Raw genomic sequence first — 18,132 nt, 5'->3', positions numbered from 1 at the left:
GGACGGCCTTTTCATCACGCTGTCATTTCAGTCGACAGGCAGTCGATGCCTGAATTTTGGCAAGGAGTTGGCCATGAGCATTTTAAAACATTTGGCGATCCCGCCTCTCGCTTTGGCCATTCGCCATTACGACGTCAGGGTCATATTGGGCGTCACCGTCCTCAGCCGCATCTTCCTCGTCGCCATCTACCTTGCGTGCGGCGGCCCGGGCCTGTCCGAGTTCGATCTCGCCAACACGATCGCGCTGCCATGAGCTCGGGACCGCTCGAATGGTGCATCGAGATCGCGATCATCGTCGCGATCTGCATCGGGATTGTCGCGGGCGGGCATGGCCGGCTCGTCGTCCCGCATCACCGGGTTCAACGCGCGCAAGCCGATCGGGCCGCTTGCGTCCAGCAGCCCCCAAACCTCTTCAGCGTCGCCGCCCTGCGGCGAGCGGGTCCGCCCGTTTGATCGATCACCAATACGCGCGGTGATAGTGCCGGTAATACGGCCGGTAGTAGCCGTAACGAGGGCCGAAATACGGGCGGTAAGGCCGATAGTAGCGCGGATAAGCATAGGCTGGACCATAGCCGTAATAGGCCGGCGCATAACCATAACCGTAGCCATAGCCCGGATATCCGTAGCCGCCGTAGTAGGGCCCGCCGCCATAGTAGCCATAGCCGTAAGGCGCGCTGCTGGCGATGGCTCCTGCGATGATCGCGCCAGCGGCAAGGCCGCCGAGACCCCATCCAAAACCTCGGCCGCGCCAGTGCACCTGCGTGACATCATCGCCGACGGCGGCCTTCATGGTTGCGACATTGGTGGGCAGCGGAGCCGCCGCGGCTTGCTCCATTCCTCCCGCTATGACCGCAGCGGCGAGCGAACAGGCGACTGCCGTTTTCCAGATCCTCATCGTCTTACTCCTTTCTGACGTTTGGCTTGGACATGGATCGCAGCGCCATCATCGGGCATCCTGGCGCGAGGTCAAAGCCTCGAGTTTTGCGTGCACCGCACAAGACACATGCCTCCATTCTGATCAACCGGTATCCGACGGGCTCGACAACCTCACCGCGTGTGACACCGGCAAGACGGTGCCTGGGGTCCGATCACCGCGGCAAAGCATTAAGCTTCCGGCGCATTCGCAACCAACAACCACCTTCCCGATTTACTATTCGTGCCGTTACTATCGGTTCCAAATGAGCGCGGCCGGGAGGCTTCTCGCGAGCGCCAGAGTTGTGGGAGAATGACATGAGTGCCGCGAGACCCGAGCCGCTTGCCCGTCAGGCGCTGGCGTTCGTCCTGGCCGGCGGACGCGGCAGCCGGCTCCTGGAGCTGACCGACCGACGCGCCAAGCCCGCGGTCTATTTCGGCGGAAAATCCCGCATCATCGATTTCGCACTGTCGAACGCGGTGAACTCGGGCATCCGCCGCATCGCAGTCGCCACCCAGTACAAGGCGCACAGCCTGATCCGGCACCTTCAGATGGGCTGGAACTTCTTCCGTCCCGAGCGCAACGAGAGCTTCGACATCCTCCCGGCGAGCCAGCGTGTCTCCGAAAACATGTGGTACGTCGGCACGGCCGATGCGGTCTACCAGAACATCGACATCATCGAATCCCACGCCTGCCGTTTCATCGTGGTTCTCGCCGGCGACCATATCTATAAAATGGATTACGAGGTGATGCTGCGCCAGCATGTCGACAGCGGCGCCGACGTCACCGTCGGGTGCCTGGAGATGCCGCGCCAGGAATCTTCCGGCTTCGGCATCATGCATATCGACGAGAACGGCTGGATCAAAGAGTTCCTGGAAAAGCCGAAAGATCCGCCGCCGATGCCGGGCAAGCCGGACGTCTCGCTCGCCAGCATGGGCATCTACGTGTTCGACGCGAAATTTCTGTTCGAGGAGCTCAAGCGCGACGCCGAGGATCCGAATTCCAACCACGATTTCGGCAGGGACATCATCCCCTACCTCGTCAAGAACGGCCGCGCCATGGCGCACCAGTACTCGACCTCCTGCGTCCGCTCCGGCAGCGACCCCCGCGCCTATTGGCGCGATGTCGGCACCGTCGACGCCTATTGGGCCGCCAATATCGACCTTACCGACGTAGTGCCCGAGCTCGATTTGTTCGACAGCGCCTGGCCGATCTGGTCCTATTCGGAGATCACACCACCGGCAAAATTCGTCCACGACGAGGAGAGCCGGCGCGGCCAGGCCGTGAGCTCGCTGGTCTCGGGAGGCTGCATCATTTCCGGCGCCTCGCTGCGGCGCTCACTGCTGTTCACCGGCGTGCGCGTCAACTCCTACGCCAATGTCGAGAACGCCGTGATCATGCCCTACGTCAATGTCGGCCGCGGCGCGCGCCTGAAGAACGTCGTGATCGATCGCGGCGTCGAGATCCCGGAAGGGCTCGTCGTCGGCGAAGATCCCGAATTGGACGCAAGACGCTTCCGCACCACCGAGCAGGGCATTTCGCTCATCACCCAGCCGATGCTCGACAGGCTCAATACATGACGCCTGTTCGCGTCCTCGCGGTCGCCTCTGAAGTCTATCCCATCGTCAAGACCGGCGGCCTCGCCGATGTCGCGGGCGCGCTGCCGATTGCGCTCAAGGCGCATGGCGTCGAGATGCGCACGCTGATGCCGGGCTATCCGGACGTGATGCGGGTGCTGGGGGGAGCCGACGAAATCCGGCGCTGGCCGGATTATTTCGGCGGACCCGGACGTCTGCTCGCCGGCTCGCATGACGGCCTCGATCTGTTCGTGCTCGACGTGCCGCATCTCTACGCACGGCCTGGCAACCCCTACGTGACGGCCGAAGGCGTCGACTGGGCGGACAATGGCGTGCGGTTCGCCGCGCTGTCGCGCATCGCGGCCGATATCGGCCACGGCCTCGTTCCTGCCTTCGTGCCCGACGTGGTGCATGCCCACGATTGGCAGGCCGGGCTGGCGCCGGCCTATCTGCACTACGACAACCGGCCGCGGCCCGCCACCGTGATGACCATCCACAACATGGCCTATCAGGGCAAGTTCGCGCCCGAGCTGATCGGTTCGATTGGCCTGCCCTGGCGCGCCTATGGCGTCAACGACCTCGAATATTTCGGCGGCATTAGTTTTTTGAAGGCCGGCCTGCAATTCGCCGATCGCATCACCACGGTCTCGCCGACCTATGCGCAGGAGATCCAGACCGACGAGGGCGGCATGGGGTTCGGCGGCCTGCTTCGCGCCCGCGCCAACGTGCTGAGCGGAATCCTCAACGGCATCGATGTATCCGTTTGGAATCCGCAAGAAGATCCGCACATCGCCTACCGCTTCGGCGCGGAGGACCTCACGTTCCGGGCCGCCAACAAGGCGTTGCTTCAGCAACAGTTCAATCTGGATTCCTCGGACGAAGCGCCATTGCTCGGCGTCATCAGCCGCCTGTCCTGGCAGAAGGGGCTCGATCTCCTGCTCGAGGCCATCCCGACCATTTTGCGCGAAGGCATGCAGCTCGCGCTGCTCGGCAGCGGCGACCGCGATCTCCAGGATCGTTATCAGGCCGTTGCGCGCGCGCACCCTGGCCGGATCGGAGTCGTGATCGGCTACGACGAGATCATGGCGCATCTGATCCAGGCCGGCGCGGACGCGCTCATCGTGCCCTCGCGGTTCGAGCCGTGCGGCCTGACCCAACTCTGCGCGTTGCGCTACGGCGCCGTGCCCATCGTTTCGCGCGTTGGCGGCCTCGAGGATACCATCGTCGATATCGGCGAGGCCGATAAATCGGGCCAGGACGCCACCGGCTTCAAGTTCGGTCCTGTGACTGCGGATGCTCTCGCCGGCACGCTGCGCAAGGCCAACATCGCCTTCCACGACAAGCTGACCTGGCGCCGCCTGCAACTGAGCGGCCTTGCGACCGACGTGTCCTGGCGCAACCGCGCCGGTGACTATGCCGCGCTCTATCGCGGCCTCATGACCGCGCGCGCCTGAGGCACGACATCGTCGAATCAATGCTATAGAGCCGTCATGGACCCGTTCTTGATCAAGCTGATCGGCTTTGCCGCCGCGACCTGCACCACCGTGGCCTACGCGCCGCAAGCCATCAAAGTGTGGAAGACCCGCTCCACCGGCGATATTTCGCTCGGCATGTTCCTGGTCATGGTGCTGGGGCTGGCGCTCTGGCTCGTCTACGGCCTGCTGTCGGGCGACGCGCCCCTCGTCGCCGCAAACGCCATCACCATCGTGCTCGCCGGCGGCATCCTGTTCATGAAGCTGAAATACGGGTGAGCTCGAAGCTGCGTAGGGCGGATTGGCCGAAGGCGTAATCCGCCGCCTTCATTGCGGCCCGATGGTGGATTACGCTTCGCTAATCCACCCTACGATTCATCCGAACACATACGACGCCATCGCGACATTCGCGACCTCGTCGACGAAGACCCGCTTGCCCGCGTCGCTGCCGGCGGCGCCGGCGGCTACCATCAGCGGCAGCAGATGATCTTCGCGCGGATGGGCCAGGCGCGCGCTCGGTGCATTCTCCCAGTCAACCAGCATCGCGTTGCGGCGCGCCGCGTCCTTGTGGCTGATCGCCTCGTTCAGATACGCCTCGAAATCATACGAGACCGGCTTCGACTCGGCACGGCCGAACCCGCGCATGTTGTGATAGGTCAGCCCGCTGCCGACGATCAGAATGCCTTCGTCCCGCAGCGAAGTGATGGCCTGGCCCACCCTGATGTGCTCGGCCGGATCGTAAGTCGATCTCAGCGACAGCAGCACGATCGGCATGTCGGCGTTCGGATACATCAGCCCGAGCGGCACGAAGGTGCCGTGATCGAAGCCCTGGTTGGGATCCTCCCGGCAATCGACGCCCGCGCGCATGAGCAGCGCCTTCACCTCGGCGGCGAGCTCGGGCCGCCCCGGCGCCGGATATTTGAGGTGGTAGGTGTGCTCGGGAAAACCGTGATAATCGTACACCATCGGCGGATGCGCCGAGGTGGACACGGTGAAGGCGTCAGCCTCCCAATGTCCTGATATGACGAGCACGGCCTTCGGCCTCTCCGGCAAGAGCTGCGGCAGCTGGCCGAACGCCCCGACGGTTTTCGCATATTGCACCCGCCTGTCTTCCATGAACGGCCAGGGACCGCCGCCATGCGACAGGAAGAAGGTCGGAAATCGCACCATGAGCGAAGGCTCGTTTCATTGGCAACGCGCGTGCGAGCTGCCCGCGCGATCGGCCGCGAGCATAGGCAAACCCGTATGGTTAGCAAGACGTTAACGATTTTTCGCCCAGAATCCGGGGGGTAGCCGAAGGAGTCGGCCAGCAGCCAGGGACGTGAAATGAAGAAGTTTGCGTTGGGGGACGTGGTCAACAGCGACAAGGGCCGCCGCGGCGTCGTTCGCGCCGCCTACAAGTCGAAGGAAGGCCAGCAATTCTATGCCGTCGAGAAAGACGGCGCGATGGATTATCTGGAGGAAGACCGGCTGAGCCCGGCGCCGCGCGTCGAACTCGCGGCTTAAATCCAACTCAACCTGCCCTAACGCCCGAACCGGTCCAGGCGCTCCGACCAGGGGTCGTCTCCGCTCGCGATGCGATCGTTCGTGATCAGCAGCAGGCGATCGCTGCCTGCGGCCGCGTCCCAATGGGGCAGGTCCGCACCGTTGGGATCGCCGCTCTTGGCGAAATTGATCCAGTAGGCACGCATGCGATTTGCGACCTCGCGATCGGCTCGTGACAGGATGCCCGCACCCGGCATGCCTTCCACGCCGAAGATGAACTGCAATTCCCGCCCGTGACCGCCCTCGGGGTTGGCGCGCCGTGCCTCCGGCACATAGGCGAAGCGATAGCGAAAGGTGGGCGCACCGCTGGCGGCGTGCAGGCGCGCCAGCAGTCTCACCGGCTCGGAGAAGATCTTGTCGGTGTAAAACCTTGCCGCGCGGCTGGAAGATCTGGCGAGGTCAGAATAGAGCCTGCGCAGCTCATCGCTGGTGGTGCCTGACGATGCCAGCTCTTCCCGGATATCCAGCTCGTCGTCGAAACCGGTCTCGTCGTCGTTCGAGCCGATGATCAAGGGAATGCGGCTCTCATGTCCGGCCGCGAAGCCCGCGGCGACATCCTCGCTCACCAGACTTCCATCGATCGTCGGCCCAAAGCTGCGCGGTGATTTTTCCAGGAGATGTTTTTCGACGGCAAGCAGGCGTCGCGGCTCGGCTGCGCGCAAGTCGGCCTGTCGCCCCATCGCCGCCATGAATTGCCGACCCACAATCTCGGCCTCTTGTGCCGAACGCAGGCGCGCACGGCCGGGGATCGATTGCAGAATGGCTCTCTGGAAGAGATCGCGCGATTGCTCAGACAGCATCAGCAGCGCGATCGAGGTCGCGCCTGCGCCACTGCCGAACAAGGTGACGTTGGCGGGATCGCCGCCGAAGGCCGCGATGTTGTCGTGCACCCAATGCAGCGCCGCGATCTGGTCCATCAGGCCGTAATTACCGGAGCCGCCTTCCGACAGCGCGGGATCGCTGAGCCAGCCGAACGCGCCGAGGCGAAAATTCACGGTCACCACGATGACGCCGGCTTGCGCGAGCCTGGCACCATCGAACAGCGGATCATTCGCGGTGCCGCTGACGAAAGCGCCGTCGTGGATGAACATCATCACCGGCAGCGGGCCGTCGACCCCAAACGGACGGAACACGTTCAGCGTCAGGCAATCCTCGCTCGAACCCGGCAGCGAGGGCTGAAGACACGGCGCGCCATAGGCATAGGCGGTGCGCATCTCCGAACTCTCGGGCGCGGCCTGCGGCGGACGCCAGCGCAGCGGCCCGATCGGCGCGGCCGCATAGGCCAGCCCCTTGAACGAGGCTATCTCGCCTTCGACGGCGCCAAGCATCTGTCCTTCGCGCGTCAGCGCAAATGGAAATTGGCCGACCGGCTGGGCCACGGCCGAGCCGGCGCAACAGAGGACGAGAGACGTCGCAAACAGCGCGAACACGGACCGCATCTTCGGAGCATCTCGATGCGCGGAAGGATTTTGGGCAGGTTATGTCCGTGGCCCGCTGCGAGGCAAGCGCCGCGGCTGCGCCTAGCTCCGCTTGGCCGCAAGCTCCGCCAGTGCGTGCCGTGCGATGATGCCGAGTTCACCGAGCGTGGTGTGACCGGACTGCGCTGCCTCGATCAGCCGCTGGGCGATGAACCTGCGGCTGTCGTGATCGCCGCCGTGCGGCAGTTGGCGGCACGTCTCCTCAAGGACGACGTCCATGTTCGCTTTGGTCCGTTCACTCAACTCTGTCATGACGCCCGTCGGCACGCGTGGCAAAAACAAGAGCATACACAGGTGGATCGACCCTGATTAGCCCGGGAAATCACGGCCATTGTGCATCGCGATGCGTGTGCTGCCGCAACATTCACGCGGCCATGATGACGCCGCAAATGGCTACCGAAGATTGCACATGCCGTGATGACAAGCCGAACCTGCAGCGATAGCCTGCCGGCAAAACAAAACAGACGGGAGGAAATGCCATGCCTGATGCAATGGTTGCTGCGCGTGCCTCTGACGCGGGGCGCGGAACCAGCCAGCAGGTCGATGTTGCCGTGGTCGGTGCCGGATTTGCCGGCCTCTATCTTCTCCATCGGCTGCGCAAGGCCGGCCTGACGGCGGTCGGCCTCGAAGAAGCCGGCGACGTCGGCGGCACCTGGTACTGGAACCGATATCCCGGCGCGCGCTGCGATATCCAGACCATCGATTACAGCTACACCTTCGATCCCGATCTCGAGACCGCCTGGACCTGGTCGGAGAAATACGCGACCCAGCCGGAGATCCTGCGCTATCTCGGCTTCGTCGCCGACCGCTATGATCTCAGGCGTGACATCCGCTTCAAGACCAAAGTCACGGAAGCGAAATGGGACGAGGCCACCGAACGCTGGCAGCTCACCACCGACAATGGCGCAGCGGTCTCCTGCCGCCATTACATCATGGCCACCGGCTGCCTCTCGGCGCCGAAGCCGCCGGAGATCGACGGCGTCAAGGACTTCAAGGGCGAGGTCTATTTCACCGGACGCTGGCCGCATGACGGCGTCAATCTCGCGGGAAAACGCGTCGCGGTGATCGGCACGGGATCGTCGGCCATCCAATCGATCCCGCTGATCGCCGAACAGGCCGCACACGTGACCGTGTTCCAGCGCACGCCGAATTTCGCATTACCGGCGCATAACGGCCCTGCGCCTTCCGATCGCATGAGCCTGCTGCAAGGCGATCGCGCGGCCTATCGCGAGCAGGCGCGCCAGTCGATGGCCGGCGTGCCCTATCCGCAGCAGACGGTCGTGAGCTGGCAATTAAGCGATGCCGAGCGTCGTGAGCGGTTCGAACGCGCCTGGGCGGCCGGCGACCTCGTCCACATCCTGACCCAGCTCTGGGCCGACCAAGCGGTCGACATCGACGGCAACAAGATCGTCCAGGACCTGATCCGCGAGAAGATCCGCGCCGCCGTCAAAGACCCCGAGACCGCCGCGGCGCTGATGCCGGACGATCATCCGTTCGGCGCCAAACGCCCCTGCCTCGATACCAATTATTACGCGACCTACAACCGGCCGAACGTCACGCTGGTCAATCTGCGTCAGGAACCGATCAAGGCGATCACCGCAAGCGGCATCACGACGTCGAGGCGCATCGTCGACGTTGACGTGATCGTGTTCGCGACCGGCTTCGACGCCATGACCGGCGCGATCCGCGCCGTGCACCCGATCAGCGGACGCGGCGGCAGATCGCTCACCGATGTCTGGGCGCAGGGGCCGCAGACCTATCTCGGGCTCACCGTCGCAGGCTTCCCGAACTTCTTCATGATCACCGGCCCCGGCAGCCCGTCGGTGCTGTCGAACATGGCAGTGTCGATCGAACAGCATGTCGACTGGGTGGTCGATCGTCTCGCAGCATTGCGCGACGCCGGCTTCACCACGATCGAGCCGACCGCGACGGCGCAGGCCGGCTGGGGCAGGCACATGGCCGACTGCTCGATGGTGACGCTGCACCGGCTCGCCAACACCTGGTACACCGGCGCCAACGTTCCCGGCAAGGTGCAGGGGCTGATGCCCTATACCGGCGGTGTCGGTCCCTATCGCAGCATCTGCGACGAGGTCGTCAGCCGGGGCATGCTCGGCTTCAAGCTGACCGGCCCCGATGTCGCCGCGCAATGCAATGACGGCGAGGTGGTGCGCCTCCAGCCAGATGTGCGGCTGGTGCTGAACCTGCTGGCGTCGCTCAACCTGCCGCCGATAGAGTCGATGGGCGCGCTCGGCGCTCGCGCCTTCGTCGACGAGTTCAACAAGGGCCGCCCGGCTGGACGGCCGATCGGCGAGATCGTCGACGGCACCCTGCCCGGCGCCGACGGCCCGCTGCCCTACCGGGTGTACCGGCCGGCAACACCGGGGCCGCATCCGGTCGTGGTCTATTTCCACGGCGGCGGCTGGGTGCTCGGCGACGAGCAATCCGACGAGCCGTTCTGCCGCGACATGGTGCGGCGGACCGGCATGATGCTCGTCAGCGTCGGCTATCGTCATGCGCCCGAGCATCGTTTCCCGGCCGCGGCCGAAGACGGCTACGCGGCGACGCGCTGGATCGCGGAGCACGCCGCCGAGCTCGGCGGCAGGCCGGGCCCGGTGCTGGTCGCGGGCTGGAGCGCCGGCGGCAACATCGCCGCCGTCACCTGCCAGCTTGCGCGCGATCGCGGCGGCCCTGATATCGCGGGTCAGCTCCTGATCTGCCCGGTCACCGACTGCAGCTTCGACCGCCCCTCCTACAACGACAATGCGACCGGCTATTTCCTGACCCGGTCGCTAATGTACTGGTTCTGGGACCTCTATTGCTCGCCGGCCGACCGCACCGATCCGCGCGTCTCGCCGCTCCGCGGCAAGGTCTCAGGGTTGCCGCCGGCCTTCGTCGTCACCTGCGAATTCGACCCCCTGCGTGACGAAGGCATCGCCTATGCCGAGAAAATGGCTGCCGCCGGCGTCCCGGTCGAGCAACTTAGGGCGCGCGGCCATTTCCATTCGTCGTTCACCATGGTGGACGTGGTGATCACCGGGGTCTCCGGCCGGGTGCAGATGGCCGAGGCCTTGCGGCGCTTCGCCGGGCTTCCGCCCGAAGTTGGTCGCGGCGATGAGACCAGCCACAGTCACACCGGCCCAGGGCATAGAATCGCCGCGGCCGCGAGCTGAAAGCGAACATTGGCCGGGAACTATTTCCCCGTCATCGCGTTTGGTGCTGTGGCATTGAGATGCAGTAATGGGTGTAGGCCCCGGTACGCAGGATCGTGTGCCGGGGTTCTTTTTGCGTGAGGCGGGACGATGGGGGACGTAGTTGGGGATTCAAAGGTCGATTTTGGTGTCCTTGCGGTGCTGCATAAATGGCCATCGCTTGCGAACCGGCGACGGTCGGACCGAGCGTCGTACCAGGTGATCGAGGGCACGCTCGACGAATGCATCTCGGCGTTCATGGCGAAGCCGGCGGCGACCCGGCATCTCTATGAGATCCGCACGATCGCGCAGCCGCCGCTGGTCACGGACATCCTCTCGCCTGAGCACATCACCGAGCTGGCGCGCCTGCGCGAATTTCTCTGATCTTCGCAGAAGCTTGCTGACCGCAGGAACCTTCTTCCGGTTTTTCCCGTTGATGGTGATCGGAAGCGAAGGCGTGAGTGCCTCACATGCTTGAAGCCGGCGTGCCAGCCCCGGTCGTGCCCTATGGCGCAGACCAGACCCTGTTCGTGGTGATCGACCGCCTCGACAAGGCGACCGAAATCCGTGTCGAGCGAAGCGATCTCGACGCCACGATTGGCGAACTCGTCGCCGGCTGCTTCAACGACCCCGTCAAGGTCATCTCCTTCAACACGCTCGAGCACTGGATGAAGGACATCTCGACCGACGTCGCCGGCGAGATTCGGGCGCGCTGCGACATCGATGGCGTGACGCTGCCCGACTATCTCAGCGACTTCGTCGAGAGCCATAGCTGAGCGTGCATGGAGGATGAAAATCAGGCGCGCCGGTACTTGCCGGCGATGACCTCGATCTCGCGGCGGCGTTCGCCCGCGAAGGTCAGGAGCTTTTCGATCGTCAATGTATCCGTGATCCGTTTGGCCAGCCGCTCGGCGCGTGCGGCCTGATCTTCGAGATACTGGATCGTGGTCAAACGCCGCCCCCAATTGCTTCGGTGGATTCCCGAATTGCTCGGTATCCATGGTGCGCTGGAGGCGGCTAACAGTCGGTTAAGCACAGCATTTCGGATCGATGTCACTGCAAATTATCGCACCACGTCGAGCCGGACATTGGTGACACCCTTGTCGACCATGCCGAGCGCCTCAGCCGCGGAGGGAGAGATGTCGACCACGCGTCCGCGAACATACGGCCCGCGATCGTTGATCCTGACGGTCACGAACCGGCCGGACGAGACATCGGTGACGCGCAGCTTGGTGCCGAACGGCAGGCTGGGATGGGCCGCGGTCAATTCGTTCTTGTCAAACCGCTCGCCGCTTGCCGTCTCCGTGTCCGAATAGAAACTGGCGACGCCATGCGAGACGCTTTGCTTTGCATCACCGTCGGGGACGCGCGCCCGGCTGATCGGACGCGGATGCAGCGCCGCCACCCTGTGCGGGCGCTCGACAGCGGCTTGGCGGTGGGGGCCGAGATCGGCCTTCTGGCGGCCGACCGGCGATTGCGCACACGCCGCAAGCGACGCCGCGCCGATGATGGCGAGCAGGATCCGGCACAGGGTTGCCGGCGAAATCCGGGCAGTTTCGGCACGTGCAAATCGAGACATGATGCGCCCTCCGAACGGCCCCGAGTTTCGGTGGGCAATGAGGGCAGAACCTTGTCGGAACGAAAGCGCGCCTGAGGCCGCAGCCGTTTCGCGTTTAGCTGTGACGATTCCACCACACTGGCTTGTCCTGAATCGAGACAGACTCCTGGGATAAGCCCGATACGACGCGCCAGACGATCGGGCGCGTCTGCGGTTGAACCTCACCAGGCTCGGCGTCGCCCTTCAACAGCCGCGCGAGCTCGCGCCGATAGAGCAGCCGCCAGCCGGTCTTCAGGCTGGCGAGAAAGTCGAGCTCCCGTTGTGTCAGCGTGCACATCATGAACCCGATCCGGTTGCGAGAGCCGCGCCGTCAGCCGACGAGGCCTCCCATCGGCCTGACGTCGGCGCTGCCCGGGAAGACGGCGTCTGCGAGCACCTTCTCCTCGACACGCAGATGATCCCTCAGCAGGCCCTTCAACACTGCGCGCAAATCCGTGGTCGGCTTGAGATCGCGATCCTCGAAGAGTTGCGCCGGCTTCAGGCCCGGCCAGTCCGCGATCACGCGGCCACCGGTGAGCCCGCCGCCGATCAGGAAGGCGACCGTGCCCGTGCCGTGGTCCGTGCCCTGCGTACCGTTGATGCGCGCGGTTCGCCCGAACTCCGTGACAACGGCCACGACTGTCTCGCGCCACGCTTCGCCCATGTTGCTCTCGATTGCGGCAAAGGCGCCGTCGAGCGCGCCGAGCAGATTGTAGAGCTGGCCCGAGGCCGCGCCCTCGGCGATGTGCGTATCCCAGCCGACGAAGCCCATGGCGCCGACGCGCGGACCGTCGGGCTTGGCGAGATAGCGCGCGGCCGTGCCGGCGGCTTCGGCGAAGTAGGCGCGGACGCGCGCGATGCCGGGCGGCGCCAAGGTCGGATCGTCAGACATCGGATCGCCCGTGCCCAATGCGCCGCCGAGCGAAGCGAGCTTCATGCGCGCCTGGAGCACGGTCGCAAGCTTCGGATCGGTGTGCTGGTAGAGATCGAGCAGGCGGTTCTGCGTGTCCTCGCTCGCCGGCAACAATCGCTGCGGCACCCACGTCATGACGGGCGCCGAACCGCGCACCACCAGCGGCGTCACGGAGCCGATGCCGAGCGCGCGGCTGCCGCGCGGGTCGACACGCCCGCCGGATTCCAGCGCGAGCAGCGCGCGGTTGAGCCATCCCGAGCTGGTCATGCCGGGCTTGACGAGCCCGCTTTCCAGCACGTCCTGGCCGTCGAAATGCGAACGCTCGCGATAGGGCGTCGCGGTGGCATGGACGATGGCAGCCTTGCCGCTCTTGTAGAGCCGATGCAGATTCGGCATCGCAGGATTGAGCGCGAAGAAGGCATCGAGCGGCAGCGCTGGCGGCTTGCCGTCCAGCACCAGCGCACGATCGCCGCGCAAGGAAATCCAGTCGGGATCGCCGACCGGCGCAACCGCGCCGAGGCCGTCGAGCGCTCCGCGCAGCACGATGACCAGCAGTCGCGGATCGCGCCCTTCGGCGCGCGCGATCCCAGGCATCTGGCTCCACGCGAACAGCGCGCCGGACCCGACCAGAAGCTCGCGCCGCGTGGGCAAATGATTGACGACGCCCATGCTCACCTCCTCTGAAAATCCGCCGACATGAACAAGAGCGCCAACGCCTGCTGCCGGCTCTCGGCACGGCTGACCGCCTGCTTCACCTCGGGCGCTATCTCCGATGCGAAGACGTCTTCGATGATCACTTGCGGATCGGCCATGCCGGTGATGCGCTCGGCGAAATTGTTGGCGACGTCGAGCCGCCGGCCGACGCCGTCGATCCAGCTGGGCTCGTCATCCGGATAGCCCTTCGGCGCCGACGGACGCCACAGCGCCTCACCGAGCAGCTCCTGGCCGCCGGTGAAGCGGACGGGATCGACGACCGTGATGCCGGTCGCACGCACCATGCCGACGACCCATTCCCCGGGACGCTTGAGCTTCGACGGCGGCCCGCGCCAGGCCTCGTCCGAGGACACCATCGCAATCGCGACCTGCTTGAGATCGCCCTCGGTGTCGCGAAAGGTCCTTGCCATCTGCTCGACGAGCACCGGCGACGGATCGTCGGCGACGAAATGGCGCGCGAGTTTTGTCGCGACATGGGTCGCGGTCGCGGGATGGGCGGCGAGGTCGCGCAACACGGCGCGGCCCTGCTCGGCATCCTCCTGCTCGTAGCGTTTGCCCAGCACGGTCTGTCCGCCGGGCTCGTGCAGCCGCGGATTGAAGGTGAAATCGCCGCCGTGCTGAGGATCGGCGCCCGGCGGCACCAGCGTCCAGCCGGTCAGCACATTGGCGAAGCTGATGACGTCGTCCTGGGTGTAGCCGGCGCGCACGCCGAGCGTATGCAGCTCCATGATCTCGCGCGCGAAGTTTTCGTTGAGGCCGCTGCTACGGTTGATGCCGGCCGTCGAATTCGCGCCCATCGAACCAAGATTGTCGAGATAGACCAGCATCGCCGGATGACCCTCGACGGCCAGCAGGAGATCGACGAAGCGGCCGAGCGCATTTGCGCGAACGGCTTCGCGCTCATAGGCGCCGGACATGCTCTGGATCCGGTTGGCCGAGACGCAGAAATGGTTGGACCAGAACCACACCAGCCGCTCGGCGAAACCGATGTCGGCGGAAAGCGCAGCTTCGGTGCGCACCTTGGCTTCCTGCAAATAGATCGGACGTCCGGGATCGGGAATGGCGTCGGCTGCCTGCTTGGCCGCCATCTCGGCGGCGTCCTTGTCCGCTACCTGCCCTTGCGTCTGGTCTTCCGACATGGTCGGCGTCGCCGCCACCTGCTGCTTTTTAGCCTGCTGCTGGGCCTGCTTGGCGCGCGCCGTGCGCCGCGCATTGGCATCGGCCACGGTGCGATAGGCCTTTGCGCTGGAGGGGAGGGTGGCGGCAGCGTTCAGGACGAGCGGACGGTCGAGCTCGGCGATCAGCGCGCCACGCGGGTCGGTCCCGACAGCCGCAATCGATCCCGGACGCGGCCCCATTCCGAAGCGATGAAGCGCCAGCACAGAATCGGCCTTTGCAGAACTGCTCATAACGAATGCCTAATTCTTTCGAGCCTGCCGACGGTGTCGGCGCGAAGCTACGAACCGTAATGCTACGTATTGTAGCATTCACGACGTGAGTCTGCAAGCATAGATTGAGCGACCGCCGCCACGAACTCGGGCGCCACCACTCCCGCAGAGCGGCAGCGGCGCTCGTCCTAAAAATTCGGCCCGAGCGCGATTTTCGTGATCGTGCCGTTTCTGACGCCGATGCGCCATTCCGCCGAACCGTTGGCGAACTGGACGACATAGATATCGCTGTCGAGCGCAGTGACGCCGCGGAAGGAGACCGCACGCAGCGCACCCAGTCGCGTCAGAATCGCCTGATCGAACGGAAGCTGCGCGCGTGTGATGTCGGCGACCTCAGACGTCATGCGCTCGTAGTCCGGCTGTCCCCTGCCGACGCCCTCGATGTAGCGGCGCAGCATCTCCTCGCCATTGGCGATCGGAACGGCGCGCCGCGCTGCGCGACCCGGACGCGCGCCGAGGTTTGAGGCCTCGACATTGTGGAAGCGCGTTTGCCGACCCGGCACCAGGATCTCCATGCACCGTCCCGACTTGTCGGCAATCACCCACGGATTGTTCACGGTGGTGGTGGAGGCCCAGGTCATGTTGGGCCTGACGACGCTCTGCATCTTGCGATTGCCGTCGGCATCGAGATTGAAAACCTGGATGTCGTCGCGCATCTCGTTATAGACCATGATCCTGATCGGCGAGGTGCCGGCGCGGCCGCGCACGTTCGCCTCCTCCGAGCAAGGCACGATGCCACCGAGTTCGTCGTTGCCGTCGGCTCGGAAGATCACATCGCCGGCCTTGCCGTCGGGCTCGATCAGCAGGCGGAATTCGGCCGTGCCGTTTTCGAATTTCGCGCCATAGATGTCGTAGCCGCCGGGACCGACGCCGCGGAAGAAGATCGATTCCAATCCGCCGAGCGCAACGAACGTCGCGTGCATTTCATTGAGCTGGCGGTGGATCTTGGCCGCGAGCGGCGCGCTCATGCGATCGTAGTTCGGCGTGCCGGCGCGCAGATCCTCGATCCCCCGCAAGATCATCTCCTTGCCGCCGACCGCCGGGACCTGCTCCCTGAAGCGATCGGGGACTTCGGCAAGGCGGCGCGCGAAATCCGCTTGGACCGCCTGTGCCACCGCCGCATCGACGCGGGCTGCGAGGCGGCCGCCGAAAACCGCACTTTGTAGCAACACGCGCGAGACCCTCGACTGCTCGTCGCGCAGGAAGATCACGAGATGGTCGCCGCGAAAGGAGAAGGCATCAGTGCCCTCGGCCAGGACTTGCGTCGCCCCCTGCCCGGTTTCCTGCAGCCAGAGACGGTCGCCATCGCGGCGGACGGTGAGCACGCGGTTCGGCGCAATCCTATACCAGCCGACATATTGATCGAGCGAGGCAGGTTCGGTCGTCGGCGCCGGCATCTCGGCGACACGCACCGCGCGCACGTCGCGGCCGTTGATCCGCAGCATCAGTTCGGAGGAGCGGCGTTCCGCATCGAGCGGGAACGTGATCTCGCTCGACGAAGCCAGGTAGGACGCGGTGCCGTCGCTGCCGACGGTCAGGCGCAGCCGACGTTGCCCGGTGAGCTGGCCGTAGAGATCATCACCCTCGCGGAAGATGGCGAACACCGAGGCCGGGCCCATGGCGTAGAAATTGACGAAGGGGCGGTAATGTTGGGCCGGCACCTCTCCACTATCGCCGGCGAGCGGCGCAGGCTCTGGGGTGCGATAGGCGATCATGCCGGCGGACACGATCACGGCCGGGACGATCGCGGCCGCGATCCACAGCCGCTTGCGCCAGCCGACCGCGACCGGCATCACGGCAGTCGCGATGATGCGCTCGACGCGCGCGCGCACGGTCGAGGCCCGCGCCATCGCGAGCTCGACCGGCCGCGGGTTTACCGTGCTTGCGAAATCAAGCAGGATTTCCGCATAGGACAGCCGATCGTCGATCACCTCGATCGCCTCGGCGTCACTGATGATCTCGGCAAGTTCGGCAAGACGCGCGAGCTGCCACCAGGCGAACGGGCTGAACCAGAACACCGCGCGATTGAGGGAAGCGAGCAGGAGGATATGGAAATCGCGGTTGGCGACATGCGCGCCCTCATGCGCGAGCACCGCGAGGCGCTTCTTTGGGTCCCAGCCGGAAAATTGCGGCGGCACCAGAATGGTCGAGCCAAACGTGACGGGACCGCCGACCTCGCGGCTGACGCGCACATCGGCGTCGACCATCTGCAGACCGTTGATCGGTCTTGCCGCGCGCGCGAGGCGCCAGGTCAGACAGAGGCCGATGGCCAACCGCAGCAGCAACAGGCTGGCAACGCCGGCATGGACGACGGTGGCGATCAGCCACCAATTGATCGAGACGCCGCTCTGCGCCGGAGAAGCAATCGCCGCGCCGGGCGCGATCGGCTGCATGGGCTGCGGCATCTCAAACATCGAGATATCAGCCGGCAGGACATCAGCCGGCACCGATACCGGCAATGGCAGCCGGGTGATCGTGACCGTCGGCCAATGCATCACCAAGGGCATCGCCAGCGATGCCAGCAGCACGACGACCCACGCCGTCATGTGGACGTGCGGATTGCGCACGCGAAACAGGTTGAGACCGAACCAGACGACGCCTCCCAGCACAAGGGAGCGTAGCGCCGCCTCCGCCAGAGTTGCGATCATTCTTTCTTCACTCCCCTCGCCTTCTTCGCCTTGGCCACCTGGTCGGCCAGCGTGCGCAACTGCTGCTGGTCGAGCATTGCATTGTCGACCATGCCGACGAGGACCTCCTCCATCGAGCCGTTGCAGAACCAGTCGACGATGCGCTGCACCGCCTTGGCCGCAACCCGCGCGCGCGCTTCGGCTGCGTGGTAGACATAGGTGCGTCCGTCCACCGTGTGCCGAGCATAGCCCTTTTCTTCCAGCCGGCGCAGCACCGTGCGGACCGTCGATTCCTTCAGCCGACGCGACAGCTTCTCGCGCACAACCTCGGCCGTGACAGGACCATGGGCCCAAACCAGTTGCATGACCTCGTGCTCGAGGTCGCCCAGGTCCGGCAAACGATCGTCCATGGCGGCTTACCTTGGTTTCGCATTTTCTTGTAACGCTACAGAGCGTCGCATATACGCCCGCGCCGCGCAACGGAGTTTCTACCTGAAATGGTATCGCGTGCTGACCGAACCGTGGAAATAACGTCTCGCAAGTCGGATCGACTTTCGATCGGGCTAGCAGACTGCCCTGCCCCTCACCCGGATTGCGCCGGACGATGCTTCGCATCGCCGGGGCAATCCGACCTCTCCCCGCAGAAGAGCGGGGAGAGGT

Annotated in this window: 19 protein-coding genes; 8 read left to right on the top strand and 11 right to left on the bottom strand. The window is 65.0% G+C overall.

The features are described from left to right. Positions 1–73: 73 nt before the first annotated feature. On the top strand, positions 74–253 hold the full coding sequence (locus tag FXB41_RS24585) for a hypothetical protein (RefSeq protein ID WP_007601079.1): 180 nt from the start codon (positions 74–76) through the stop codon (positions 251–253). Between the two features lie 204 nt (positions 254–457). Here FXB41_RS24585 and FXB41_RS24580 read toward each other — a convergent pair whose 3' ends face one another. Continuing rightward, entirely contained in the window at positions 458–895 is a 438-nt protein-coding gene (locus tag FXB41_RS24580; RefSeq protein WP_007601077.1) for a hypothetical protein, read from the bottom strand. A 335-nt stretch (positions 896–1,230) separates the two neighbouring features. Between FXB41_RS24580 and glgC the strand changes: the two genes are divergently transcribed. Genes glgC through FXB41_RS24565 form a run of 3 tightly spaced genes read left to right on the top strand, consistent with a single transcriptional unit; the run spans position 1,231 to position 4,241 of the window. After that, a complete protein-coding gene (gene glgC / locus FXB41_RS24575; RefSeq protein ID WP_007601076.1) occupies positions 1,231–2,493 on the top strand; it encodes a glucose-1-phosphate adenylyltransferase in 1,263 nt (420 codons plus the stop codon). Further along, positions 2,490–3,944 (top strand): glycogen synthase GlgA, encoded by a 1,455-nt coding sequence (gene glgA, locus FXB41_RS24570; RefSeq protein WP_219683493.1) that lies wholly within the window; start codon positions 2,490–2,492, stop codon positions 3,942–3,944. Before glgC ends, glgA begins: the two co-directional genes overlap by 4 nt. A gap of 36 nt (positions 3,945–3,980) precedes the next feature. Beyond that, entirely contained in the window at positions 3,981–4,241 is a 261-nt protein-coding gene (locus FXB41_RS24565; RefSeq protein WP_007601071.1) for an SWEET family sugar transporter, read from the top strand. 96 nt (positions 4,242–4,337) lie between these two features. On the opposite strand, the gene FXB41_RS24560 is transcribed toward FXB41_RS24565, so the two are convergent. After that, positions 4,338–5,132 (bottom strand): DODA-type extradiol aromatic ring-opening family dioxygenase, encoded by a 795-nt coding sequence (locus FXB41_RS24560; protein ID WP_219683492.1) that lies wholly within the window; start codon positions 5,130–5,132, stop codon positions 4,338–4,340. A 156-nt stretch (positions 5,133–5,288) separates the two neighbouring features. Between FXB41_RS24560 and FXB41_RS24555 the strand changes: the two genes are divergently transcribed. Next, on the top strand, positions 5,289–5,468 hold the full coding sequence (locus FXB41_RS24555; protein WP_007601069.1) for a hypothetical protein: 180 nt from the start codon (positions 5,289–5,291) through the stop codon (positions 5,466–5,468). A gap of 17 nt (positions 5,469–5,485) precedes the next feature. Here the strand turns inward: FXB41_RS24555 and FXB41_RS24550 are convergent, their stop codons facing one another. Then, positions 5,486–6,946, bottom strand: a complete 1,461-nt coding sequence (locus FXB41_RS24550; protein WP_219683491.1) for a carboxylesterase/lipase family protein — start codon at positions 6,944–6,946, stop codon at positions 5,486–5,488. An 81-nt stretch (positions 6,947–7,027) separates the two neighbouring features. Then, complete coding sequence (locus FXB41_RS24545; RefSeq protein WP_007601066.1) at positions 7,028–7,273, bottom strand: hypothetical protein; 246 nt, start codon at positions 7,271–7,273, stop codon at positions 7,028–7,030. Between the two features lie 191 nt (positions 7,274–7,464). On the opposite strand from FXB41_RS24545, the gene FXB41_RS24540 reads away from it, so the two are divergent. From FXB41_RS24540 to FXB41_RS24530, 3 genes are all read left to right on the top strand, one after another. Next, on the top strand, positions 7,465–10,155 hold the full coding sequence (locus tag FXB41_RS24540; RefSeq protein WP_007601060.1) for a flavin-containing monooxygenase: 2,691 nt from the start codon (positions 7,465–7,467) through the stop codon (positions 10,153–10,155). Positions 10,156–10,284: 129 nt separating this feature from the next. Further along, positions 10,285–10,557, top strand: coding sequence for a hypothetical protein (locus tag FXB41_RS24535; RefSeq protein ID WP_007601058.1), 273 nt, complete (start codon positions 10,285–10,287; stop codon positions 10,555–10,557). Positions 10,558–10,643: 86 nt separating this feature from the next. Then, positions 10,644–10,949 (top strand): hypothetical protein, encoded by a 306-nt coding sequence (locus FXB41_RS24530; protein WP_007601056.1) that lies wholly within the window; start codon positions 10,644–10,646, stop codon positions 10,947–10,949. A 20-nt stretch (positions 10,950–10,969) separates the two neighbouring features. On the opposite strand, the gene FXB41_RS24525 is transcribed toward FXB41_RS24530, so the two are convergent. The 7 genes from FXB41_RS24525 to FXB41_RS24495 form a co-directional block, all read right to left on the bottom strand. Next, complete coding sequence (locus tag FXB41_RS24525; protein WP_198288273.1) at positions 10,970–11,125, bottom strand: hypothetical protein; 156 nt, start codon at positions 11,123–11,125, stop codon at positions 10,970–10,972. Positions 11,126–11,236: 111 nt separating this feature from the next. Beyond that, a complete protein-coding gene (locus FXB41_RS24520; protein ID WP_219683490.1) occupies positions 11,237–11,752 on the bottom strand; it encodes a septal ring lytic transglycosylase RlpA family protein in 516 nt (171 codons plus the stop codon). Positions 11,753–11,846: 94 nt separating this feature from the next. Next, positions 11,847–12,071 (bottom strand): hypothetical protein, encoded by a 225-nt coding sequence (locus FXB41_RS24515; RefSeq protein WP_219683489.1) that lies wholly within the window; start codon positions 12,069–12,071, stop codon positions 11,847–11,849. Positions 12,072–12,101: 30 nt separating this feature from the next. Further along, on the bottom strand, positions 12,102–13,352 hold the full coding sequence (locus FXB41_RS24510; protein ID WP_219683488.1) for a DUF1501 domain-containing protein: 1,251 nt from the start codon (positions 13,350–13,352) through the stop codon (positions 12,102–12,104). A gap of 2 nt (positions 13,353–13,354) precedes the next feature. Continuing rightward, positions 13,355–14,806 carry a DUF1800 domain-containing protein gene (locus FXB41_RS24505; RefSeq protein WP_219683487.1) on the bottom strand — a complete coding sequence of 484 codons (1,452 nt, stop codon included), beginning with the start codon at positions 14,804–14,806 and terminating at the stop codon, positions 13,355–13,357. 167 nt (positions 14,807–14,973) lie between these two features. Beyond that, positions 14,974–17,493 (bottom strand): M56 family metallopeptidase, encoded by a 2,520-nt coding sequence (locus FXB41_RS24500; RefSeq protein WP_219683486.1) that lies wholly within the window; start codon positions 17,491–17,493, stop codon positions 14,974–14,976. Next, positions 17,490–17,882: a BlaI/MecI/CopY family transcriptional regulator gene (locus FXB41_RS24495; RefSeq protein ID WP_007601043.1), complete on the bottom strand. Its 393-nt coding sequence runs from the start codon at positions 17,880–17,882 to the stop codon at positions 17,490–17,492. The genes FXB41_RS24500 and FXB41_RS24495 overlap by 4 nt, the downstream gene beginning before the upstream one ends. Between the last annotated feature and the right edge of the window lie 250 nt (positions 17,883–18,132).

This window comes from Bradyrhizobium canariense, assembly GCF_019402665.1.
Classification (GTDB): Bacteria; Pseudomonadota; Alphaproteobacteria; order Rhizobiales; family Xanthobacteraceae; genus Bradyrhizobium; species Bradyrhizobium canariense.
The sequence above is the reverse complement of the archived record's forward strand: the minus strand, read 5'-3'. Positions and strand labels throughout refer to the sequence as shown.